This is a genomic window from Paenibacillus sp. VT-400 (assembly GCF_001029205.1).
GTDB classification, from domain to species: domain Bacteria; phylum Bacillota; class Bacilli; order Paenibacillales; family Paenibacillaceae; genus Paenibacillus; species Paenibacillus amylolyticus.
Genome location: NZ_LELF01000067.1, coordinates 1,239,380 through 1,263,744, shown reverse-complemented (window position 1 = coordinate 1,263,744; position 24,365 = coordinate 1,239,380). Strand labels below are relative to the sequence as shown.

General features: G+C 46.1%; 23 protein-coding genes and 1 other RNA gene. 11 read left to right on the top strand and 13 right to left on the bottom strand.

What is annotated here, in order from left to right:
• Positions 1–101: 101 nt before the first annotated feature.
• From ssrS to EL84_RS16435, 3 genes are all read right to left on the bottom strand, one after another.
• Positions 102–293, bottom strand: a non-coding RNA gene (gene ssrS / locus EL84_RS31355) — 6S RNA.
• 51 nt (positions 294–344) lie between these two features.
• The gene (locus EL84_RS16440) at positions 345–1,157 is read right to left on the bottom strand and encodes a YesL family protein (RefSeq protein WP_036609655.1); all 813 of its coding nucleotides are present in this window, start codon (positions 1,155–1,157) and stop codon (positions 345–347) included.
• Between the two features lie 219 nt (positions 1,158–1,376).
• A complete protein-coding gene (locus tag EL84_RS16435) occupies positions 1,377–2,972 on the bottom strand; it encodes a DEAD/DEAH box helicase (protein ID WP_047842381.1) in 1,596 nt (531 codons plus the stop codon).
• Between the two features lie 305 nt (positions 2,973–3,277).
• Between EL84_RS16435 and EL84_RS16430 the strand changes: the two genes are divergently transcribed.
• The 4 genes from EL84_RS16430 to EL84_RS16415 all read left to right on the top strand — a co-directional run bounded on the left by EL84_RS16430 (position 3,278) and on the right by EL84_RS16415 (position 7,365).
• Positions 3,278–4,099, top strand: coding sequence for a YitT family protein (locus tag EL84_RS16430; protein WP_036609659.1), 822 nt, complete (start codon positions 3,278–3,280; stop codon positions 4,097–4,099).
• A 174-nt stretch (positions 4,100–4,273) separates the two neighbouring features.
• A complete protein-coding gene (locus EL84_RS32555; protein WP_029880762.1) occupies positions 4,274–4,462 on the top strand; it encodes a hypothetical protein in 189 nt (62 codons plus the stop codon).
• A 163-nt stretch (positions 4,463–4,625) separates the two neighbouring features.
• A complete protein-coding gene (locus EL84_RS16420; RefSeq protein WP_036670137.1) occupies positions 4,626–5,807 on the top strand; it encodes a putative glycoside hydrolase in 1,182 nt (393 codons plus the stop codon).
• A 205-nt stretch (positions 5,808–6,012) separates the two neighbouring features.
• Positions 6,013–7,365, top strand: a complete 1,353-nt coding sequence (locus EL84_RS16415; RefSeq protein ID WP_047844233.1) for an MATE family efflux transporter — start codon at positions 6,013–6,015, stop codon at positions 7,363–7,365.
• Positions 7,366–7,448: 83 nt separating this feature from the next.
• Here the strand turns inward: EL84_RS16415 and pfkA are convergent, their stop codons facing one another.
• Together pfkA and EL84_RS16405 are read right to left on the bottom strand one after the other, a co-directional pair.
• The gene (pfkA, locus tag EL84_RS16410) at positions 7,449–8,420 is read right to left on the bottom strand and encodes a 6-phosphofructokinase (RefSeq protein ID WP_036609663.1); all 972 of its coding nucleotides are present in this window, start codon (positions 8,418–8,420) and stop codon (positions 7,449–7,451) included.
• A gap of 53 nt (positions 8,421–8,473) precedes the next feature.
• Positions 8,474–9,553: a tetraprenyl-beta-curcumene synthase family protein gene (locus tag EL84_RS16405; protein ID WP_017689390.1), complete on the bottom strand. Its 1,080-nt coding sequence runs from the start codon at positions 9,551–9,553 to the stop codon at positions 8,474–8,476.
• Positions 9,554–9,732: 179 nt separating this feature from the next.
• On the opposite strand from EL84_RS16405, the gene EL84_RS16400 reads away from it, so the two are divergent.
• Together EL84_RS16400 and EL84_RS16395 are read left to right on the top strand one after the other, a co-directional pair.
• The gene (locus tag EL84_RS16400) at positions 9,733–11,073 is read left to right on the top strand and encodes a multi antimicrobial extrusion protein MatE (RefSeq protein ID WP_047842380.1); all 1,341 of its coding nucleotides are present in this window, start codon (positions 9,733–9,735) and stop codon (positions 11,071–11,073) included.
• 40 nt (positions 11,074–11,113) lie between these two features.
• Positions 11,114–12,286, top strand: a complete 1,173-nt coding sequence (locus EL84_RS16395; protein ID WP_047842379.1) for an MFS transporter — start codon at positions 11,114–11,116, stop codon at positions 12,284–12,286.
• 154 nt (positions 12,287–12,440) lie between these two features.
• Here the strand turns inward: EL84_RS16395 and EL84_RS16390 are convergent, their stop codons facing one another.
• Positions 12,441–12,638, bottom strand: coding sequence for a cold shock domain-containing protein (locus tag EL84_RS16390; protein WP_017689394.1), 198 nt, complete (start codon positions 12,636–12,638; stop codon positions 12,441–12,443).
• A 162-nt stretch (positions 12,639–12,800) separates the two neighbouring features.
• On the opposite strand from EL84_RS16390, the gene EL84_RS16385 reads away from it, so the two are divergent.
• From EL84_RS16385 to EL84_RS16365, 5 genes are all read left to right on the top strand, one after another.
• Entirely contained in the window at positions 12,801–13,034 is a 234-nt protein-coding gene (locus tag EL84_RS16385; protein ID WP_017689395.1) for a hypothetical protein, read from the top strand.
• A gap of 3 nt (positions 13,035–13,037) precedes the next feature.
• Positions 13,038–13,223: a hypothetical protein gene (locus EL84_RS16380; RefSeq protein ID WP_047842378.1), complete on the top strand. Its 186-nt coding sequence runs from the start codon at positions 13,038–13,040 to the stop codon at positions 13,221–13,223.
• 213 nt (positions 13,224–13,436) lie between these two features.
• On the top strand, positions 13,437–15,227 hold the full coding sequence (gene pepF / locus EL84_RS16375; RefSeq protein ID WP_036609671.1) for an oligoendopeptidase F: 1,791 nt from the start codon (positions 13,437–13,439) through the stop codon (positions 15,225–15,227).
• A gap of 132 nt (positions 15,228–15,359) precedes the next feature.
• On the top strand, positions 15,360–15,740 hold the full coding sequence (locus tag EL84_RS16370; protein ID WP_047842377.1) for a lipopolysaccharide assembly LapA domain-containing protein: 381 nt from the start codon (positions 15,360–15,362) through the stop codon (positions 15,738–15,740).
• A 113-nt stretch (positions 15,741–15,853) separates the two neighbouring features.
• The gene (locus tag EL84_RS16365) at positions 15,854–16,894 is read left to right on the top strand and encodes a M42 family metallopeptidase (protein ID WP_047842376.1); all 1,041 of its coding nucleotides are present in this window, start codon (positions 15,854–15,856) and stop codon (positions 16,892–16,894) included.
• A 121-nt stretch (positions 16,895–17,015) separates the two neighbouring features.
• On the opposite strand, the gene EL84_RS16360 is transcribed toward EL84_RS16365, so the two are convergent.
• The 7 genes from EL84_RS16360 to EL84_RS16330 all read right to left on the bottom strand — a co-directional run bounded on the left by EL84_RS16360 (position 17,016) and on the right by EL84_RS16330 (position 24,361).
• On the bottom strand, positions 17,016–17,954 hold the full coding sequence (locus EL84_RS16360) for a hypothetical protein (RefSeq protein WP_036670128.1): 939 nt from the start codon (positions 17,952–17,954) through the stop codon (positions 17,016–17,018).
• A gap of 161 nt (positions 17,955–18,115) precedes the next feature.
• Positions 18,116–20,047: an ABC-F family ATP-binding cassette domain-containing protein gene (locus EL84_RS16355; protein WP_047842375.1), complete on the bottom strand. Its 1,932-nt coding sequence runs from the start codon at positions 20,045–20,047 to the stop codon at positions 18,116–18,118.
• Between the two features lie 60 nt (positions 20,048–20,107).
• Positions 20,108–20,686, bottom strand: a complete 579-nt coding sequence (locus EL84_RS16350; RefSeq protein ID WP_017689402.1) for a TetR/AcrR family transcriptional regulator — start codon at positions 20,684–20,686, stop codon at positions 20,108–20,110.
• A gap of 13 nt (positions 20,687–20,699) precedes the next feature.
• On the bottom strand, positions 20,700–21,509 hold the full coding sequence (locus EL84_RS16345) for a DUF92 domain-containing protein (RefSeq protein ID WP_036609682.1): 810 nt from the start codon (positions 21,507–21,509) through the stop codon (positions 20,700–20,702).
• A gap of 228 nt (positions 21,510–21,737) precedes the next feature.
• Positions 21,738–22,511: an ABC transporter permease gene (locus EL84_RS16340; protein ID WP_047842374.1), complete on the bottom strand. Its 774-nt coding sequence runs from the start codon at positions 22,509–22,511 to the stop codon at positions 21,738–21,740.
• A 17-nt stretch (positions 22,512–22,528) separates the two neighbouring features.
• Positions 22,529–23,305: an ABC transporter ATP-binding protein gene (locus EL84_RS16335; protein WP_047842373.1), complete on the bottom strand. Its 777-nt coding sequence runs from the start codon at positions 23,303–23,305 to the stop codon at positions 22,529–22,531.
• Between the two features lie 27 nt (positions 23,306–23,332).
• Complete coding sequence (locus tag EL84_RS16330) at positions 23,333–24,361, bottom strand: ABC transporter substrate-binding protein (RefSeq protein WP_082219042.1); 1,029 nt, start codon at positions 24,359–24,361, stop codon at positions 23,333–23,335.
• Between the last annotated feature and the right edge of the window lie 4 nt (positions 24,362–24,365).

Sequence of the window (24,365 nt, the reverse complement as noted above, 5' to 3'; positions counted from 1 at the left end):
TCATATTTATCATAAAACCAATCAAAAACATTCATCACAACTTAAAAACACCCTGAAATTCCTTTTGTAGAGGAAAAGTCAGGGTGCTGTACATGAAGATTTAGGAACCCGCCTATGCCGTCCGGCTACATTGTCTTATGAACCTGCTTGGCAGGTGGGTGACCGCAAAAATGCTTTTTGAAGTCCCCATGTCGTATAGACAGGGCTTTTCAGCAACATTCTGTGTTGATCTCCCGAAGACATCATCATTGGTTCAAAACAACGAATAACCGAAACGTACATCGCAGGATGTACAATTATTATATCCCTAACTGTGTAAAAAGTAAATGGCGATTCATCATGTTTTATTTTTGCAATGTAATGTTTTTGTCGTCTGATGGCTCAGGTGTTTCACCATTCTCTGCTGATTGTTCAGCCAGTGCAGCAGCTTCCTCTTCTTCCTTCTTGAGTTGCATCTTCTCCATCTGCTCCTGCATCTTGTTGAAGGTTGCGTAGAAGTTAAAGAAAGCAAACCAGGCAATGATGCTGATAATGAAGAAAACAAACAAGACCGGATAACGGAAACCGATGTAGAACAGCAATCCACTTCCCAGCAATGTGGAAAATACACGGAATGGTCTGATCAGCGTAAGCAATACCGCGTTTTTGATAATGAGTCCGATGGACATATGATAATGTACAACCATCGAGAAAAAGTTAAAGAGTGATACAAATAACAAGAGAAGCAGTACTAACATGATGATTCCCACGAGCTGCATATTGCGGAACTGAGTCATGTACACTGTATAATCCAGATACATAATCGCGAATAGCAGTGTGTAAAAAATACCCCCAATTAAACTTTGCTTGTAGTTTTCCTTGTAACCTACAAAGAAAGTTCGGAAGATCGGTACATCCGTATCACCCATATTCCATTTACGAACAACCGTAAACAGCGCCGAAGTCGCCGGGAACAGTGTAAGCGGTGCCACAATAGCTATAGCCCAGTTCATTTGCAATGATTCGTTTGCGAGGTTCTGCTGCATCACGAGCAGTTTCATAATCAAGAAAAACAAGAACGGAGACGAACAAATAGCCCACAACAGATTGGTTGCGGCCAGTCTCGTAATCCACTCTGTAAGCCGGTAGATCCCACCCATAGCTCCTTTAAATTCCAAACATTTCTCCTCCTCTGCAGCCTTGCGAATTACCTGAAGTCTAATATTAATATACCTTATTATAGATAGGAAAAGCCAGTACTTCCCGAAAAGAGATCGTCATTATCCTTAGCTAGCGCTTCTGGCCGCTTCTGGCAGTGAAATAAAATGATGCAGTCACTTTGAAAATAAAAAAAATGGAGCAGTTGCCCGCTCCATTTTTCAGATCATACGTTTATATTACTCGAAAGAAGAATCTTTCGCTGGACGACGTCCTTCGTTACTGCTTGGACGCGGTTTGCGGTCACGGTTGTAACCACCTTCTCTGCTTCCACCGCCAGTGCTGCTGCCGCTGTTACGATCACGGTTGTAACCGCCACGTCCGCTGCCACTGCTGTTGCGATCGCGGTTGTAACCACCACCACTGCCGCCGCTACCACTTGTGCGGTTGCCGCTGTAACCCGATGGTTTACGTCCGCCTGAGCGAACATCCGGTTTACGACGTTTTGCACGGATTGGATCTTCAGGAGTCAGATCAACTTGAGCATCTTTCTTGTCACCTGTCAGGAGCTTCAGTGCAGCCGACAACAGTTGAACAGAATCATATTGCTCAAGCATTTGAATCGCAATACCTTTGTATTCGTTCAGTTCGCCTGATTGTACGATTTCCAGCAAGCGCTCTGCTGTCAAACGTTGTTTACCTTCAACCGCTTCTGCCATTGTTGGCAGTGGTTTGCGTGGAATACGGTGACGTGTTACACGCTCGATGAAGTGCAAGTGATCAATCTCACGCGGTGTAACGAAGGACCAAGCAGCACCCTCTTTACCCGCACGACCTGTACGACCGATACGGTGAACATAGCTCTCCGGATCTTGCGGAAGGTCAAAGTTAACAACGTGAGTTACGCCAGATACGTCGAGACCACGTGCAGCCACGTCTGTTGCAACGAGTACGTCAATGCTGCCGTCACGGAACTTACGCATTACCGCATCACGTTGATTCTGGGACAAGTCACCATGAAGACCGTCTGCAGAATATCCACGTTTTTGCAAAGCTTCAGCCAATTCGTCAACACGACGTTTTGTACGTCCGAATACGATCGCCAGTTCAGGAGATTCCATATCCAACAAACGGCTCAATGCTTCGAATTTTTGACGCTCAGGTACTTCGATATAGGATTGGTCAATCAATGGTGCACTAACATGTTTCGGAATCACAGAAATGTGTTCAGGATTGTTCAAGAATTGTTGTGCCAATTTTTGAATGTTAGGAGGCATTGTTGCTGAGAACAGCATAGTTTGGCGCTCGTCTGGAACTTGTTTCAGGATGGATTGGATATCCTCCATGAAACCCATGTCGAGCATTTCATCTGCTTCATCCAGTACAACAGTTTGTACATCATCTAGTTTGATTGTTTTGCGGTTGATGTGGTCAAGGAGACGTCCAGGTGTACCAATGATGATCTGTGGTTTTCTTTTCAGTGCACGGATTTGACGCACGATATCTTGTCCGCCGTAGATTGGCAGGGAGCGAAGACCTTTGAAGCGAGTGAGTTTTTCGATCTCTTCAGCAACTTGAATTGCAAGTTCACGTGTAGGTGCCATAATAAGGGCGCGGATTTTCTCGTCACTTTTTGAGATTTTGCTGATCAACGGAATACCGAATGCAGCTGTTTTACCCGTACCTGTTTGAGCTTGACCAATCAAATCTCTGCCTTCGAGTGCCAAAGGAATCGCTTTGGATTGGATCGGTGTTGCTTCTTCAAACCCGAGCTCAGTGATGGCTTGCAGCACCAGTGGTTCAAGATTGAAATCTGTAAAGTTTAAATTTGTCAAAATTATTCATGCTCCTTTTATATGGTGGACATGGTGGACAATCCACTTTGTTGTCTGTATTCTTAAGTAGCGTTAATATTTATAGGGTATCCCAACGGGACGAATTATTTTCACTAACGAATATAATTCCATGAATGGGTCCCCAACATAAGACTAAAACTACATACATGTGTTTGAAACATTTCAAAATTTTATTGCTCCATTTAGGAAAAGTTTCCTACTCAAGAATATCCACAAATTATTATATCACAAAACAATTCAAGATTACCAGCAATCTGGTTTTAAATATAAATGAGGTGATTAAATTGCCCAAAATAATTTGGCACTCTTTAGTGATCATTTTGGGTGCTGCAGCTATTGCCTGCGGCTTCAACTGGTTTTTGGTCCCCCATCAGCTTTTAAGCGGCGGGGTATCCGGTATTTCAATGCTTCTGGGTTATTTTACAACGTTGAATCTTAGTATAATGTATTTTGTTCTTAACATTCCCCTGCTCATTGCAGGTTGGTTTATTCTTGGACGACGCTTCATTACATTAAGTATTCTTTCGGTAGCAGCCACTTCCTGGTTCATTGCGCTTCTGCCTGTTTTTGCTGTGGCTACAGATCCTTTACTTAGTTCTGTATTTGGCGGTGTGCTTATTGGAATGGGTACTGGCGTTTCCTTCCGAGTCGGCGGCTCCACAGGAGGACTCGACATTGTTGGGTCCATTTTCACGCGTAAACGAGACTTTCCGATTGGTACAGTGATGGCCGGTATGAACGGTACGATCATTATGCTTGCAGGTTACCTGAGTGACAATTGGAATACAGCCTTGGCCTCGATGGTATCCATCTACATTACAGGCAAAGTGCTTGATCTGATCCATATCAGTCACGTCAAAGTAACACTGTACATTATTACAAACGAAACCGAAGCCATGTTAAAAAAATTACTTGTTCGGCCTCGTGGAGTTACCAAAATTAAGACTCAGGGAGCCTACACGGATATTGAGAAGGACATGCTCATGACCGTTACCACCCGCTACGAGTTGGTTGAAATTAAACGTATTATCAAGGATACAGATCCAAACGCTTTTGTTAACATTGTGGAAACGGTTGGTGTTATGGGTTCATTTCGCAGAAGTTGAGACACCTGTACGGTTAACAATTCACAACATTGTGGTATAATAACGGTGTACGGCTCCTAAATATGTTGTATAGCAGGTTCAACCCTTCAATTTCACAGGCCATATGCTTTCCCGAATCGCGCCGAATGACTTACCATTTTGGAATTCGAGTAGGAAAGGGTGATTATTGTGGATATGGAAACGGTAAAACTGTTTGAGATTGTCAACAGATGGTGCCCGGAAATGCTCCCTTTCTTGAAACCGAATGAACTCGACTCACTGATTGTCCTCCGGGATGGGCTGGGCATCCTGGAACAGGGAGACGCAATGGAAATCATTCAGTACAGTATTTGTGAGCATCAAAATGAGATTTACATTCAATAATTTTTTTCAGATTGATCACGCCGCTTCTTGCAGGGGATTTCCTCAGCAGGAAGCGGTTTTCATTTTTTCCATGTGTTTCATTACTTGATTAATATGGTTAAAAGCCCAGAGGCTTTAATGTATAATTCATACATGGAATGCACATATAAGGGAGTGGAAATGAATGAACATGTTTTGGGCTTTAATGGCTATGGCCTTTGGAAGCTTTGGTGGTGCCCCCGCAGTGGCGGACCAGGGAAATCCTCAATTCCAATCGTTAACCAACAGTTTTAACACCGCAATTATCCAATCTCAAAAAGATCAGGTTGTTATTGATGCCGATAACCCACCTGCCAAAATTGATCCTCAACCTGATGCACCCGTGGTCAAAGGTATCTATGTAACGGCCTACAGTGCCGGCGGTGCACGTATGAAAGAATTGCTGGAACTGACCGACAGTACAGAACTGAATGCCATGGTCATTGATATCAAAGACGATCTCGGATACATAACTTATCCCACAGAAAACAAAGCGCTTCAGAAAATGGGTAAATCCCAACCTTTTATTCGGGATATCGATGCCTTGATGAAACGATTGCAAAAACATGAGGTCTACCCGATTGCACGTGTCGTTGTGTTCAAAGATACGATTCTTGCCAAGAAAAATCCGGAGCTCTCCTTCCGTAACAAGGATGGATCTGTATGGGCAAATGGCAAAGGCGACAGCTTTGTGAATCCGTACAGCAAGGAAGTATGGGACTATAACATTGAGATTGCCAAGGAAGCAGCCAAGCTTGGATTTAAAGAGATTCAATTTGACTACGTTCGTTTCCCGGAAGGTTTCGAAACTCGAGCCGATGTACTGAAATATACCAAATCTGACAAGTCACGAGTGGATGTTGTGGCTGAATTCGTGCAATATGCACGCAAGGAGTTGGCACCGCTAGGTGTTCGGGTATCGGTTGATATTTTTGGTTATGCCGCTTCTGTACCTGCGGCTGAAGGCATTGGACAGGATTTTGTTAAGATATCCGAAAACGTGGACGTCATCTCACCGATGGTATACCCTAGTCACTATTCTACTGGCTGGTATGGGGTCAAGGACCCTGACAAAGATCCTTACACAACCATCAAGGGTTCAATGGAAGATACACACAAGAAACTGGACCCTACCAAAGAACTCAAACCTGTCATTCGTCCGTGGATCCAGGACTTCACAGCAAGCTGGCTGGGCAGTGGACACTATGTCAAGTATGGCAAGAAACAAGTGGAAGACCAGATTAGAGCGATGAAAGACATGGATGTGCATGAATATCTGCTCTGGAATGCGTCCAACCGTTATACATCAGGTGTACAATATAAGTAATCCGCACTCTTTCATACTTCTCATTTCATCCAACCTCGTTCTGCTTGAAGCGGAGCGAGGTTTTTTGGTGTTCATTTTTCTCTGTTCACCCCCTACTCTGCTTCTGTCCCTATTCAAATTGAACAAAATCCACTACAATAAATAGCTGTCCAGATATGACACTTGGATGACATCTCTTTAGAATAGCGAGGCACTGCCAGTGAACATGAACACAACAAGTTTTTCCCAAAAAGTGAAGCAATTCCTGATTATATTTTTGCCCATCTTCACCACTCAAATCGCCCTCTCTGCCATGTCGTTCTTCGACACGAATATGTCAGGCAAGTTTTCTCCGGCCGACCTTGCAGGCGTCGCAATCGGCACAAGTCTATGGATGCCAGTTCAAACTGGACTAAGCGGGATTCTGATCGGTATTACACCTGTCGTTTCCCATCTGTTAGGTTCCAAACGTAATGATCAGATCGGGTATAACGTCATCCAGGCGCTGTATCTCGGGATCGCTGTCAGTCTCGTCGTGATCGGAGCCGGGGCGTTGTTACTTGGCCCTATACTGAACGGAATGCCTCTGGAGCCCCGGGTTGCCCAAGTCGCCTTCTATTTTTTGTGCGCACTTGCTTTTGGCATTATCCCACTCTTCGGATATACAGTGCTGCGCAGCTTCATGGATGCACTTGGCCAGACACGGACTACGATGTTCATTACGTTGGTTTCCCTGCCCGTTAACATCTTTCTAAATTATCTGCTGATATTCGGCCGCTGGGGCTTTCCACAATTGGGCGGTGTTGGTGCTGGTGTTGCTACAGCATGTACATACTGGCTGATCTTTCTTATTAGTCTCTTTTTTGTCCATCGGGTCGAACCTTTCGCCCAGTATGGCATTTTCCGTCAATGGACCCGTGTCTCATTCTCCAAATGGAAAGAGTTACTCAAGATTGGAGTGCCCATCGGATTTGCGACTTTTTTCGAAACGTCCATCTTCGCTGCTGTGACTTTAATGATGAGCCGTTTCGATACCACAACAATTGCTGCACACCAGGCGGCGCTGAATTTCGCTTCTACGCTCTACATGCTGCCTGTGAGCATATGTATGGCTCTTACGATCCTTGTGGGCTATGAGGCAGGTGCGGGGCGTCTGAGAGATGCCAGACAATACAGTCTGCTTGGAATTGGTGGAGCCATCGTGCTCTCACTGCTGACAGCGATCGTGTTGATTGTGTTCGGCGAACAGATTGCAGGCGTGTATTCAAACGATCGAGAGGTCATTGCACTTACGCAGCATTTCCTCATCTACGCCATTTTCTTTCAGATCTCAGATGCGATTGCTACACCTACCCAAGGAGCATTGCGTGGCTACAAAGATGTTAATCCGGCACTAATCATTACGTTCATAGCGTATTGGATCATTGGCTTGCCTGTAGGTTATCTAACTGCTACGTATACTTCACTCGGTGCCTTCGGATACTGGATTGGACTCATTGCCGGCCTTGCTGTAGGAGCAACAGCGCTTCTCTGGAGACTCTTCCTGGTACAAAAACAAGCCGCACTCCGCAAGGCGTAACATTGATATACTCACTCCGTGAAACAACAAAAAGAGCACAATCCACGTTAAAACGGGATTGTGCTCTTTGCGTATGAATCGAATTATTGGGACAAACGTTGTGCAAGCTCGTAAGTCACCATATCGAAATCTTTTTTTGTGTTAACCACTTTATCAATATCTGTCAGGGTAAGTTCACCCTTGATAATGCCACAACCTTTGTCTGTCTCGCCTGCAATCAGACTGCGAACAGCGAAGTCGCCAAGACGGCTTGCCAGGTTACGGTCGAAAGGTGTTGGCGTACCCCCACGCTGAATGTGACCCAGAACGGTTACACGTGGCTCATACGTTGGGCAACGTTCCATCAGTTCTTTTGCTACATCTTCACCCTTGCCCACGCCTTCAGCAACGATAATAATACTGTGACGTTTGCCGTGTGCAAAGTTAGCTTTCATCCGATCTGCTACTTCGTCCATGTCAAACGGAACTTCTGGGACAAGAATCGTTTCAGCACCCGAAGCAAGTCCGGCATGCAGAGCGATATCTCCACAGTGGCGACCCATAACTTCAACGATGGAAGAACGTTCGTGTGAAGACATCGTATCACGCAATTTGTTTACTGCATCAACTACTATGCTTACAGCTGTATCAAATCCGATGGTATAGTCGGTGAATGAAACATCGTTATCAATTGTTCCTGGCAGACCCATGGTGTTAATACCCAGTTTGCTCAGTTTGTTTGCTCCGTTATAGGAACCATCCCCACCGATAACAACCAGACCGTCAATGCCACGCGCACGCAGAATGTCCGCACCTTTTTGCTGACCTTCAGCGGTATAGAACTCCTTGCAACGTGCCGATTGAAGAACCGTTCCCCCACGTTGGATGATATCCCCTACACTCCGCAAATCCATTGGGAAAATGTCATTATTCAAAAGACCCTGGTATCCACGTTGAACTCCAAATACTTCGAGACCGTGAAACAGTCCGCTGCGAACAACCGCACGAACAGCCGCGTTCATCCCCTGTGAATCACCACCGCTCGTTAATACTGCGATTTTCTTTACTGCTGTCATGATGTTTCTTCCTCCTCTAGTTTCACTTCAGGCTCCGCAATATCACACCTGACTTACATATTTTTCCGTATCCAGCGACTGAAAATGAAGAAAAATATTCTTGTGATCGGACTATTTTTCAGCAGACGTTTGGATACAACGCGAACTTCCTGTTGTTCGCTGACTTTGGGATCAGACAGGTAAATGGCTATCAGTCCTTCGATGATCATCCGGTGAAAGGAGCTTCCCGGAATCTTCTGTACATCACTGCGTGCCATCTCCACAATAAAAGCAATTCGGTCCAGCATAGTCTCCACATTCTCATAATAGTTGCAGAAGTTGAGATCTCCCCCGATGCGGTCCTCATCCTGATCAATTAAATAATCGAGCATAATGTGCAATGCGCATACATGTGGGAAATAGGCCGTGTGGATCGAGGCCGCTTGCTCTTCAGTCAACTGATCGTCACTCGCAGCCAGAAACAGCATGAAAACGCCCAGTGTAGAGCCAGTTGCAGCAGCAAATTCGTTCCAACGAAACTGAGGTGTGCGATGACGATGCTCCGACCACCATTCGAGCAGTGCCGTTTCTCTCAGTTCCGGCTTGATATGCTTATATACCTGCAGGTCCGTGTATAGGCCTGCCAGATCCTGAATTTGGGGCTTGGCGGACGTATAGCCTGGTAACTGACGGGTCAGTTCCTGACATGTAGTCACCAGATTCCGCAGATATCCACCGTCATCCTGCTCCTCACGGAGGGCATAATAATTGACGGGAATTGCTTCGGGATCTACCGCATCAAGCATGGATTGATGGAGAAGACGAAAGTCATCCGGGTCCATCGACGTGCTGCGGTCGCACAGATTGTCCAAATAATCACTAATAGTTTGATATGAAACGATCAGCGGAATCAGAATGTGCCTGTTGGGCAAATCAGCCAATGCGTAGACGGTTCCGCCTTCACAGTGAAACTGTTTATCCTTCAGACTGGCAAGTGCCTGTGTACGCAACTCCTCATTCGGAATCGCCTCAGCTTGAGCACGCCATCCATTCAGTGCCTTCCGTGTTTCCGGAATGGTGTATTTGTACACCCCTCTCATCAATGCCAGCGGTCCACGCGGATATTGATGACGTTTTCGATTTGATTGGCTCAAAATAAATGTGCCTCCACTTGGTTGAATACGTATTAGAGCGATTTTTAACCATTCCTATTATAATATGATCCCCTTAATTGTACAAATGATCTGCCGCATATTCCGCATAAAAAATCGCATCCGCGCCCAAAGCTTTGTGATATACTAGGCATATTTCATCCATCAAAGGAGTCGTTGACATGTCGTCAAGTGAATCACTTTCGTGGAGACGGTTATTTTCTTTTTTTGTGCCACTTGGCATTTCCGCCTCTCTCGTCACCATTTCTCACGTCATCATAAACAGCACATTAGCACGTTCCGCTCATCCCGAGACGGTTATTGCCAGCTATGCCATCGCCGGTAGCTTGTTAACCCTCACGGAACGCCCCTCCACCCTGCTGCGGCAAACCTGTTCCGCACTGGTTCGCGATCGCCTTTCCTTTCAGGCCCTCACGTTTGTGACCAAAATATTTCTTGCCTGTGTGCTTCTCATTGGGTTTCTTATCGTATACTCTCCCGTTGGTACCGGGGTGTTCAAATACTTGTTTGGTGTAAGTCCGGATCTGCTGAACAAAGTCATCGACGTATATGAAATTCTCATGTATGTAAGTATCTTTTCAGTGATCCGAAACATCTATCAGGGGATCATCATTACGAATAACCGCACCAAGTGGTTAACCATCGGGATGGTATTCCGTTTAGCCGGTATGTACGGCCTATCCCTCTATTTCATATACACAGACAGCATTGACAGTGGACGTGTAGGCGCTATCATTTTTGCTACTGGCATGATGATTGAAGCGCTTGTCAGCTTTCTGGAGGGTAACAGCATCAAGCGCAAGATGCCAGCCAAGCTTGAGGATCATCCCGTCGAGAGCAAGGGAGACGTATTTCGCTTTTATAAGCCACTGCTTTTATCCAGCTTTGTAGCGCTGTTCATAGGACCGGTTATTAACATCGTACTTGGCAAAACGACCGGGATCGCACTAGCCATTTCATCCTTTGCCATAGCAAGCAGTCTGATGCAGTTGATGCTAAGCTTCTTTACATACATCCATCAGATCGTGCTGAATTTCTACCTTGTAGACGCCAAACTGGTACGAAAATTCGCACTTGTCACCGGATTTATTCCGTTTGCGATGATGGTGTCGATTGCCTATACCCCCTTGGGACCATGGGTACTCGAAAATGTCATGAGCGTTCAGGGCGAACTTTTGCAACAAAGTCTGTGGACACTGCGTGCGTTCGTCTTATTTCCGCTGATCTTCCCTTTTCTGGATTTCAGCAATGGCCTCATTCTGCTTCGCGGTCAGACAAAAACGATGTTTCGTTCGCAAACGGCGAATGCAATCTGCACGGTAATTGTGCTGCTTATACTGGTTAGTATTTTTCCTGCGTGGAACGGCATGATTGGCGCTGTTGCCCAATCCCTTGGCCTGCTCGCCGAACTTATCATTGTCTGGCTTGTCATCCGGCGCACGAAGCAAGAACCTACGATGTCCGTGCCTAGAGCCCGTAAATCAACATCCCTAAAAGGGTAATAAAATCATTGAATTGTTATCAGGATTGGAGTCTCTCATCATGAAATTAAGTCACAACGCCCGCCCGGACCAGAACTGGCTGCGGGCTCTCATGTTCACCATCTTTGGTTCCACCGTCCTGGTGGTATCCTACTTCCAGCTTTACTTCAGTCATCTGGGCTTCAGTCGGGCTGAGATTGGATATCTCTACGGAATTGGCCCCCTCATCTCTGTGTTCTCCAATATGTTCTGGAGCATGGCCAGCGACCGCTACCAAACGGTACGCAAAGTGATGATCATTCTGCTTGGTGGTCAATTGATCACAGGGATCATGCTCGCCAATGCAACAACTTTCGGTCAGGTATTTGTACTCGTGACCCTGTTTTACTTTTTCTATTATCCGGTCTATCCACTCTCCGATACGATGGCTATTACAACGGCCAGCAAGTACGGCCGAAATTTCACTTCCATTCGAGTCTTCGGATCGATCGGTTATGCCTTCTTTGCATTAAGTATCGGGTATTTCCTTGGATCTTTTGGTCCAGCATGGACGATTTGGGTCTGCGTTGGTCTTGCTGCAACTACACTATTGATCGGTTTTCAATTGAAGGATCAACCTTCGGGAAGCAGTAGCAAAATGGATCTATCGGGGTTATGGGCTATTTTGAAACGCAGAGATGTGCTCACCTTTTTTGGCTGTGTATTTTTGCTTGCCATGGGACATCGCATGAACGAAGCATTTCTTACCATCACGCTAAAAGATCTGGGTGCCAGCGAGGGGCTGATCGGCTGGTCTTTGCTGATCTCTTCCGTAAGTGAAATCCCCATATTTCTACTGCTCAGCAAGTATGGAAACCGTTATAAAGAACTGCCGCTAATTGCTTTTGCTGCACTGATGTATACGGTTCGTTTGCTTCTCATGTCCATATCCGATACACCTGCAGCCGTTGTTGCAATTCAGACGATGCACAGTGTTACCTTTGGTATTTTTTACGTTACGGCGGTCCGCTACATCATTCGCCTAGTTCCGGACGGCTACAGAGCTACAGGTATGGCTTTGTTCACCATTGTCTGGTCCAGTGCTTCGGGACTTCTTAGTGGAACGTTGGGCGGACTGCTGCTGGAACATGCAGGCAGACAAACCTTCTATCTCACCGCTATGGCTTTCTCCCTGGCTGCACTAATCGGTTTCGGATTGAAGTTATGGTCCAGCATGACCAATCGTGTCTCGTGAACACACAGGGAAACTTACATCGTATTCAACCGTTATATACACTGAAAATTTTAGAATCAAAAAAAGCACAGCCTCCCATGGGGACTGTGCTTAGGTTCTTAATATTCAGCTATAAATTTATAATATATAAGAAGTCCGTTAGCCGGATAAATTCTTACAGTTTGTTTACGTTAGCTGCTTGAGGACCACGGTTTCCATCAGTGATTTCGAATTCTACCGCTTGACCTTCTTCCAATGTTTTGAAGCCATCTCCTTGGATTGCGGAGAAATGTACGAATACGTCCTCGCCGCCTTCAACTGAAATAAAGCCATAGCCTTTTTCTGCGTTAAACCATTTAACTGTACCTTTCAAATGAAAAACCTCCTAAAAATATCGCCATCTATGGCGAATACCCTTATTATACTGTATGGGCTTCCATTTTGCAATTTATCTTTCCATAAATGTCGAAAAAATTTGCTTTGAATCGTAGGGTACGGTATCATTTTACCAAAACCGTTAGTTTGGAGACTACCTATGATAAAAAAACATGAAATATACAAAACAGACAAGTGGAATATGATGACCGTAGAAGTTCAAGGCAAATATCTCGTACTGCGAGAAATTTCGGAAGAGTGGGGCGAAGAATGCCATACTTTCCTAAGTCGTCCTGCATTAATGCACTGGGCTGAACGCCGTTTTCCAAAAGCAGATTTTGAGAACCGTGAGGATGAATGGCGTCAATTGATGGCTGCCTTCAAAGGGGTCTAACCCATGCAGCTTGACTCAAGCAATGTCGTCATCTTTATTATCCTTGCCTTCTCCCTTGGTATTGTGCTTATTCTGGGACGCAATTCAATCCCGGATCGATTGAGACGGGGAATGGCACTTATTGCTACCCTGCTCATTTGTTTCGCCTTTTTCCTGATCGTTTATTTTCTGTATAACATGGGAACCTAATCACAGGGACCCAGATATTCAAATATTTCAACGTGCCTAAGGTCATACTATACGAGATTATTCGTATCGTAAGGAGGAAGGCCGTTGAAATACCAGAAATCGCTATCTGTTATCCTGGTACTTAGTCTGATTCCTTCGTCTCTCTCCGCACAGGCAAGCGAGACGAAGGCAGCTTCGTCCATACATTCATCAGATCATCAAAGGAGGATTTCCATGAGTCAATTATTGAAACGTTCCGAGGTGCCGGCTGAACATAGCTGGAAACTGGAAGATTTATTTGCCGATCAGAAAGCCTGGGATCAGGAATATGAAGAAGTATCGTCTTTGACCAAGAAGGCCTCCGAATTCCAAGGCAAACTGAATCAACCTGATGTACTCAAATCTTGCTTCGAATTCGAAGATGAGATCAGCCTCAAAATAGAACGCCTCTTTGTGTACGCACGCATGCATCAAGATGAAGACACAGCGAATCCTACATATCAAAACCTGTCCCAAAAAGCCCAGAAATTAGGCGTACGGGTTGGTGAAGCACTTTCTTTTGTCACACCGGAGATTCTTTCCCTGCCCGATGATCAGTTGGACGCATTTATTGCAAACGAAAAACTTTCTGCTTATACATTTACGCTGGAAGAGATGAAACGCGAAAAAGCCCACGTTCTTAGCCAAGCAGAAGAGGCTTTGCTTGCACAGGTAGGCAACCTTTCACAAGCACCACAGACAATCTTCAGCATGCTGAATAACGCCGATCTCAAGTTTCCAAGAATCAAGGATGAACATGGTAACGAAGTTGAACTGACACACGGCAGCTACATTCAGTTCCTAGAGAACCCTAACCGTGAAGTTCGCGAACGTGCCTTCAAAGCGGTATACGAAACCTATGCCAAACAGAAAAACACAATTGCGGCTGCCCTGAATGCAAATGTAACCAAAAATATGTTCTATGCTAATGTTCGGAAGTACCCTTCCGTGATGGAAATGTCCCTATATGGAGATAACATCCCAACGGATGTGTATACCAATCTGGTAGACACCATTCACGAGAGCCTTCCGTTATTGCATCGTTATATGGACCTGCGCAAAAAGTTGCTGGGTGTGGATCAATTGCACATGTACGATCTGTTCGCTCCACTCGTAGACGAATACAAAATGGATATTACCTATGAGGAAGCGAAACAAACGGTTAAAGACGGTCTGAAACCACTCGGCAAGGACTATGCTGACGCATTGCAGACTGGATATGATAACCGCTGGATCGATATATATGAGAATGAAAATAAACGTTCAGGCGCATATGCCTGGGGCGCTTACGGTACTCACCCGTATGTCTTGTTGAATCACAAAGATAACCTAAACAGTATGTTCACACTCGCACATGAAATGGGTCACGCTCTGCATTCACATTACTCGGATACAACACTTCCGTATCGTGATGCACAGTACACCATCTTCCTGGCTGAGGTTGCATCCACAACCAACGAAGCGTTGCTGATGGATTATCTGCTTAACAAATCAACAGATCCAAAGGAAAAATTGTATCTGTTGACCTATTATGCCGACCAATTCCGTACAACGGTATTCCGTCAGACCATGTTTGCTGAATTCGAGAAAATCATTCATGAACGTGCGGAACAAGGTGACGCATTAACACCACAATTGTTATCCGAGATCTATTATGATCTGAACGTTAAATATCACGGAGAAGGCATGGCTGTTGACAAAGAAATTGAAATGGAATGGGCTCGTATTCCCCACTTCTATAACAGCTTCTACGTTTACAAATATGCTACAGGCTTCTCCGCAGCGACAAGCTTTTCCAAGCAAATCCTGGAAGAAGGCCAACCGGCTGTTGACCGTTATCTTGGCTTCCTGAAGAGTGGTGGCAGTGATTACTCCATCAACATTCTGAAAAAAGCAGGTGTGGATATGTCTACACCACAGCCAATTCGTGAAGCTATGAGTGTCTTCAAGGAACTGATTGAACAGATGGAGCAACTAACCAAATAAGGTTGTCTTTCCATGTGACCTGCATCCCTTGCCCGTTTGGGCAGGGGATTTTATCATCATTGCAAGATGCAACATACCCGAATATGGGTAATGCATATCTAGTTCTCAATTGTTCAACAAGGAGGCAACACCATGAAAATGCAATGGGCACTCATAGCAGGTCTTGTATTTGCACTGCTCACGGGAATCTTTGCGGTTATTAATGTGGATTCCGTACAAGTCAACCTGTTATTTAACACGGTACAAATCCCGCTGATCTTGCTGATTCTCGGCTGTACCCTGATCGGTGGAATTATTGTAGGGTCATATGGCATCTATCGCCAATACAGACTGCAACGTGAGAATAAACAATTGAAATTGCGTGTATCTGAATTGGAAAGCTCCGCGACAAGCAAATCTACGTTGGATTCTTTCAAATCGATGGATTCGCTTGACTCAAATGAATCCGACAGCCTATTGGAGAATGATTCGATCCAGAGTCAGCGCAAAGGAAACCCTACGGGAACACTGTAACCAATCAGAGACAGCCTGCTGGCGAGTCAGGAATGGTAGTATCACATTCTCTCCCCCAGACAGGCTGTATTTTGTTTCACACCATACCCATGATCCGAGGAGGAAATTACACAATGAGTTTTACAATTGATGAATCATACGTTCTGTCTTTCCTGAAAAAATTGCTGGACACACCAAGCCCAAGTGGTTACACACATCATATTATCGAGATGATCCGGAAGGAAGCAGCAGCACTGGGCATCGCCTGTGAGCTGAATAACAAGGGCGGTGCGGTGCTTACATTGCCCGGACAGGACTCTTCCAAGACAATTGCTTTAAGCGCTCACGTGGATACGCTAGGGGCCATGGTACGCTCGGTTACATCCTATGGCACATTGAAGCTTACCTCTGTCGGTGGCTTTTCGATGCAAAGTATTGAAAACGAATATTGCAGCATCCATACTCGGGATGGAAAGACATACACAGGCACCATTCTCTCCCTTCATCCATCTGTCCACGTTTATCCGGATGCACGTACCTTTGAACGGTCCGAGAGCCATATGGAAGTTCGAATCGATGAAGTTGTCTCCTCCAAGGAAGATGTGTTGAAACTCGGGATCTCTGTCGGCGACTTTATCTCCTTTGATGCTCGCGCAGTCATCACGCCGAGTGGTTATATCAAATCACGTCATCTGGACGACAAAGCCAGCGTAGCTGCCCTCTTTGGCATCCTTGAGTCTGCACATCGTGAAGGTTGGCAACCATTACATAACGTCTCTCTGCTTATCTCGAACTATGAAGAAGTTGGACATGGCGCATCGTATATCCCTGCGGAAATCAGTGAAATGATCGCTGTAGACATGGGAGCCATGGGCGATGACCTGAGCTGTAAAGAAACCGACGTTTCCATATGTGCCAAAGATTCTTCTGGCCCGTATGACTACGATATGACCAGTCGTCTCATTGAACTGGCCAAACAGGATGGGATGGATTACGTCGTAGACATTTATCCCCACTATGGCTCAGATGGCAGTGCAGCATTACGCGGAGGAAACAATATCCGAGCAGCACTGATCGGTCCGGGGGTTCACGCATCTCATTCCATGGAGCGTACGCATAAGGATGCTGTACTGAATACGGCACGATTGCTCGCAGCCTACATTACAACCAAGTAAAACAGAATCATTTTTCTACGAAATCATCATGGTGACATTCATATGTCTTGTCTAATCAAAAAGGCCCCTTCCAAGCACAACAATTCAGTGTGCTTGGAAGGGGCCTTTGTTGTCATATCTTTTAATCTGCCTGTTCGACATATGCATGATACTTACGATCCAATATCTCTAACTCTGCCTTATGGTCACGCATTTCATTTCTTAACACATGCATGGTTTTCCGAACCGCGCTCAGTCCATCCTTCACCTGACGTTCGGCTTTACGAATTTTGTCTTGAACCATCCAGTCCACGAAGAGGTTATCGAAGAAATAGTCTGCGAATGAAAGCAGACCCCCCAGATGCAGATCCGCATGTACTGCCATCTCTACATCCTCCAGTTCCTTCTGAAAACGTCGTAGACGCTTACCTGCATCCATGATGGCGACCTGAGCGTCATCCATTCTTCCTCGCTTGATATGTGTGGAGATGACCCCACCACCCATCATGTCATATACACCCCAATTACCTGCCGAAGCCAAAGCCTTCTCGGCACGTTCAAGGGCATAGAGCAGGTATTCCCCCTCCCGGAAAGCTTCATCCAGTTCCTGAAGCTCACTCGCCAGATGTTCCCGATTCTCAGCCATCTGTTGCAATTCCGCATCCTGGTCCAGCAGTCGACCTTCCTTCTTCCCCCACAGCGCGTTGTAATCGCTCTGCCAGTACTGATACTGCCGCCCGCCCTCTAACTCCTGCTCCACATGAATTCGTTGCTCCTGTACGTCTTGTAACATGCGACAAGCGGTGTCGTATGCAGCCTTGCTCTCCATGAGTTCCAGCTCTTCCTTCTCCAGACGCTCTGTCTTCTTGCCAATCAGTTGATAGAAAAATGCCGACAATGTCATACTGTTCAGTCGATCAACGTCCTTCTGCTCCTTCTGGAGATGCTCCAGACGACGTTTTACCTTTGCTTCCCATTCGCTTTCCTCCGTTTGAAGCTTCTCCAGACGTTTGGTCCATTTCTCGTAAATTCTCCCCTTTTCCTTGAGCGCTGCCAACTGTTGATTAATTTCTTTATACATAAGTGTGGTGTTCTCTCCCTTCTATGGAATTCTTTACTTATAAAACGTTATGAACATACAGAACGTTTCACTTTAATGCGCAAATTTGCAGACAAAAAACGCCCTCTCCTCCTATGCGACATAATGTCACGAAGGAAAAAAGGGCGATGTTTAGTTATAAATTAAGACTTGCTCTGTTCAATCTGCTCTGCAAGTTCATTCAGAACGGTCCATCGTTCCATCAATTCATCCAGATGACGCTCAGCCTCAACCTGCTCCGCCATCAACTCCTGCAGACGGGCAGAATCACTAAATGACTCTTCCATCTCTTTGTTAATCCGGACAAGATTGGCTTCAGCCTTCTCAATATTTTCATCAATCTGATCGTATTCACGTTGCTCCTTAAAGCTGAATTTCAACTTCGGTTTAGCCGCTGACACAGCAGGCGTCGTTTTCTCCGATGACTGCTTCACCTTTGCCGCTCCTGTATCACTCTCTTGATTAGCTCCAGGCGCATTTTTCAGCATCCATTCCGCATACTCACTGTAGTCGCCGACGTGCACACGTACAGCACCGTTGCCCTCAAAAGACAACACTTTATCCACAGTACGATCAAGGAAATAGCGATCATGGGATACGACAAAGACAACACCGGGAAAATCATCCAGGTAGTCTTCCAGTACAGCGAGTGTCTGGATGTCCAGATCATTCGTCGGCTCATCCAGCAGCAATACATTCGGCGCAGCCATCAGCACACGCAGCAGATACAGGCGACGCTTCTCTCCACCAGACAGACGCGAGATTGGCGTCCACTGGGATGCCGGGGTAAACAGGAACCGCTCCAGCATCTGGGATGCTGTAATCAGAGAGCCATCGGCCGTTTTCACATTCTCGGCCACTTCTTTAATATACTCAATCACACGAAGAGATTCGTCCATCTCCTGATGTTCCTGTGTGAAATAACCCAGATTGACCGTAGGACCAACGTCAACCACACCTGCATCGGGTTCCAGCTTGCCAGATATCATCTGAAGCAACGTGGACTTACCACTACCGTTCGGTCCGACAATCCCTACCCGATCTCCAGGTACGGCAATATAACTCAGATCTTCGATCAGCGTGCGGCCACCCACGGATTTGGAAAGATGCTCGATCTCCAGAATCTTTTTCCCCAAACGAGTGGAGCCAACCGATACTTCCAATGAACCCGAGCGCTGGACTCCTTGCTGGTCTTTAAGTTGTTCGAAGCGATCAATTCTCGCTTTTTGTTTCGTCGTCCGTGCCTTGGCACCACGACGAATCCATGCAAGCTCCGTCCGAAGCAAGTTCTTACGCTTCTGTTCCGAAGAAGCTTCCCGTTCTTCGCGCTCCGCCTTAAGTTCCAGGAAACGTGTATAGTTCGCTTCGTATCGGAACAAACGTCCATGATCCAATTCCAGCATGACATTCGCCACACGATCCAGGAAATACCGATCATGCGTAATCATAAGCAGTGCGCCGCGGCGCTTCTGCAAGTACTGCTCCAACCAAACGACCGAATCGTTATCAATATGGTTCGTCGGCTCATCCAGAATGAGCAGTTCGCAAGGATGAATCAGTGCAGCAGCAAGTGCTACCCTTTTGCGTTGTCCACCAGACAATGTGCCCATCAGTGCATCGAATTGACGAATACCCAATTTGAACAAAATGCTCTTCGCTTCACTCTCCATCTGCCAGAGCTGAAGCTGCTCCATTTGCTGATTCAAACGTAATAATCGCTCTTGCAACGCTGGATCGGACGAATTCAGTTCCAATAATTCCATCGTTTCCGTATATTCACGCACGGTTTTCATTTCCATGCTGTCACCTTCAAATACTTGTTGCAGTACCGTATTATCCGGATTGAAGTCCGGATTTTGCGCCAGGAACTGAATACGTACGTCATTACCGATCGAGATCTGTCCCGCGTCTGCAGGTTCCATACCCGATATCACACGCAAAAACGTGGATTTACCGGTTCCATTTACCCCAACGACACCAATCTTGTCCTGATCAGCCATACCAAATGAAGCATCCTTGAACAATATTTTTTCGCCATAACTTTTTGCAATTTGCTCTACCGTCATTATGTTCATTGCTCGTACCCACTTCTCTGTGAATTAAAATTCAATATTACGTACATCCGCGCACTTACTTTAAACTTGTAAAAAAGAACGGCATCCGTCCAGAAACAAAGCTGCTGCAAAAGCAATTCGTTTGTTCAGATGTTCCTCATTAAACTCCGGATTCAACATGATATCCATCTTCAGCCGGTCCAGAATTCCGATATATGCTTCAGCGAGCAATACAGGCTCAGGTACACTTGCACTCTCCAGTACCTCACACACCATACTCATGTATTGATTCATGAATGCCTTCATGAATTTCATCAGATCCGGATCATTATTGGGTGCCATAAAAAAGAGCTTGGTATGATTGCGACGCTCATAATAATACGTAAGGTGCGTCTTGGCTATTGCTCCAAGTTTATCACCTGTGTTCTCATGCGAGTTCAAAGCATATTCAAGACGACTGATAAAACTGTTACAATCCCGCTTGGATACTGCGATAAATAATTGTTCCTTGCTTTTGAAATATAAATAAATGGTGCCTTTTGCGATGCCGGCTTCGTCTGCAATATCAGACATTTTCGTCTCATAAAAACCTTTCGAGCCAAAAATACCATAGGCCGCATCCAAAATAGCCTCCGATTTGTCTCCCTGTACAGTGCTCAAAATGTACTCCCCCCTACAACGCCAAAATGTTACCTAAACCAATCGCCACACATCCGCCGATCACCGAGCTAAGCACGTTCACCAGGTCGTTACTCATCCATGCCCAGCCACGAGCCCGAACCGTTGGATGCCCGCAATGTTCATGTACCTCAACTTCACGGCCACACACAGTACAACGATACATCATCTGCACCGTTGCGCCCAGATAGGAATCGGCAAAAGCACCTGCCAACCCGCCTGCAAGACCGACAAAAGTCCAACTAAACAGACTAAGCCCTTCTATCCCGGCGATCCAGGAAAACAAGAATGCTCCCGCACCAATCAGAGCCCCGCCTACGGCTGCAGCCACAGTGCCAAGAAGTGAAACACCTCCTGAAGCACCTGGCGTAAGTACCTTCCACGTGAGAACAGAGCGCGGCGGCTTTCGACTGAGACTCCCAATTTCGGTTGCCCATGTATCCGATGTAACGGTAGCCATTACACCAATGAAAGCATATACCCATGCCGGATGTGGAAATATCCAGTATCCCAGACATAGGAACATGCCCATTCCACCATTAGCCATCACTTGTCCGGCATCCCGATTTCCTGACTTGGCATAGGATTTCTCCAGCTCCTGCTTCCGATCTTTACGAAACCTGGAGAGCAACGTTGAAGTAATGAAAAACAACAATAACGTGCCAAACCAGAACAGGTTACCCGCTCCGTAATATATCGTTCCCATCATGATGGCTGCCAGGCAGCCAGACAAGGTTAGCGACTTTTTCGCATAGGCAGCACCTGCCACCATAGAAGCGCATACGGCGCCAATAATCCAATCCATAATGTCTCCTGCATGCAGCGTATGTACAGCCCGCATGACGTTTATTGTATTTTTGAAATTCAATTATACCACGGTTTGATCCCAATGCCGAAACTCCTTACGCGAGCACACAAAAAACCTGTTTCGGCCTCGTGTAGAAGTGCCAAAACAGGTTATTGATCAAACGTTAAAACAAGATAACTTCCCTTTTCAAGTAACGTCTGTAATTCAATGTTCCCAGGTTCTGTTTCAGGCCCGCTTCGCTCCTCCAATGACCCCATATCGGTAGAGTACTCTGCGACCAAAGCAGTTGAATAATCGATCCGTCAGGAATCCCATAAAACCCAGGGAAATCAGCCCGACAAAGATCCAATCTGTTCGGAAAAAGAGTCTGGAGTTCCAGATTAAGTAACCCACTCCCTCATTGGAGGCAATCATCTCAGCACCGATTATGGCCATATACGAGGTTCCCATCGCCAGTCGCACACCTGTGAAGATATACGGGGTTGTCGCCGGAACAATCACATGCAGCAGAATCTGCCGTTCATTGGCTCCCATACTGCGGGCCGACCGGATTTTGTCTTCTTCAACGGAGAGTACACCTGTCAGTGTATTCAATATAACAATGAAGAAGGTTGCATACATAATGAGCGCGATCTTGGATTGCTCACCAATTCCGAACCACACCAGAAATAAGGTAATAAAGGCGATCGGCGGGATAAAACGTATAAAGTTAAGGAACGGTTCCGCGAACAGCCGGATGAGATGAACTTTGCCAATAATCAGCCCTACCGGAATAGCAATGATGCTTCCGAGTACCCAGCCCGCCAGTACACGAGTGAAGCTGATTCCGATATACTCCATTAGCGTACCGTCAGCAATCAGTTCGCGTGCTCCCAGGATCGTGTGCCACGGACCAGGGATTACGTCAGGTCCATAGATGAGGGCACCAAGCTGCCAGATTAAGATGACCGTTACCCATAGAAGCGGGATAGACACCCATTTTTTCTCCAACCATTTCATCTTACATATCACCTCAGTTATTCTTCAAAGTGGCCTTGAATTCGGTCATACAGGGTGTTGAACTCAGACGAGGCGATGTTCCTCGGGTAAGGTAACGTGTTGTGGTAAATATCCGTTATATTCGAAGATGGACCTACAGACATAATGCCTATGCGCTCACCAAGCAATAACGCCTCCTGAATATCGTGTGTGACAAAGATAACGGTTTTATGGGTTTCTTTCCAGATATTCACCAGTTCTTTCTGCATGGTTCGTCTCGTCATGGCGTCCAGCGCACCGAATGGTTCATCCATCAGCAAGATCGCCGAGTCATTCGCAAGTACCCGGGCCAATTGAACCCGCTGCTTCATGCCACCCGAGAGTTCTTTCGGAAATTTCCCCTCATGAGCACCCAGTCCAACAAGCTGGATGTAACGATCAGAGATCTCACGTCGTTGTGTCTTAGGCACCTTGGACATTCGAAGTCCGAATTCAACATTTTCCCTCACAGTTAACCATGGAAAGAGAGAAGAATCCGCCTGCTGGAATACCATTGCCCGATCCCTGCCCGGTCTATCGATCTCCTTGTTGTCTACCTTGAGCTGTCCACCCGACTTGGAGATAAAACCCGCGATCATGTTCAGTAGTGTTGACTTCCCACACCCACTGGGACCAAGCAGGACAAAGAACTCTCCTCCCTTGATAACCAGATCGACATCCTTAATGATATAATGCACATCCCCATTGGTCGGGGCATGATACGTTTTCCGAAGCTGTTCAATATGAATGGTATGCTGAGTTGCAGGTAAGGACATAACGGACACCTCCCATTTCAATAAGAATTATTTACTAAATGTCACTTTTTCCGGCAGAGCCTGCTGGAGAGAAGTCAGATCGAGTTTGGTGTCGAGATCAAAATCCTGTTCGATGATTCCGGTGTCCACCATATATTGCTTCTGACCTGCCAAACTATCATAAGCAGCCTGCGTAAATCCAACTTCCCATGGATTGATCGGAAGGTCTTTCAACGTGGCATCTTTAGGCTGTTTGGTCTCTTTATACATCAGATCCGCAACTTCTTCAGGATGCGCTTGAGCATACGTGGATGCTTCATCCAGCGCCGCAAGAAAGTCACTTATCTTTTCAGGGTTTGCCTGGATGAATTCATTACTCGATACCAGTCCCATACCAAGGCGTATAGGGGTCTGAGACATATCCGTCAGCTGATGTACTCCTTCGAGTGCATCGAATTTATCGGTTAACGCGGAACCTATGACCCAAGCGGCATCAAGGTCTCCCTGTTTCAGTGCGATGTAGGCCTCATCAAAAGCCCCCTGACCAATTTGCGTCACATCACTCAGCGCCACCCCCTGATCTTTCAAATATTCATCCCATAGATACGGAATAAATGTGCCTCGAATGAAACTCACTTTCTTGCCCTTCAAATCCGCTCCACTCTGAATATCCTCCCTTGCATACAGCTTCCAGGCGGCTGCCGCTTCATCCGTAGTCTGGCCTGCAGAAGCGACGACTGAATATTCCCCTTTAGACAAAGCATTTAATACAGGGAAGTCCGCCCCGTACGCAATATCTACCTGTTTGATAAATAGTGCATTTACACCTTCAGCCGGTGAGCCAAACGTAATACTCTCTGCATCAATGCCCCTGTTTTCAAAAAAACCTTTGGCAATGGCTACCCTGAACGTTGGGTTCGTACTTGTATCTGCGATTCGAATTTTTACATTATCGGTATTCTTGCCGGTAGCGTCTTTTGCTCCAGATCCTGCTACGTTTGAACTGCATCCGGATAATAGGAGTGCCGTAGCCAGAAATAATATCAATATGCCGGTTACTATGGATGGTTTTCTCACAATA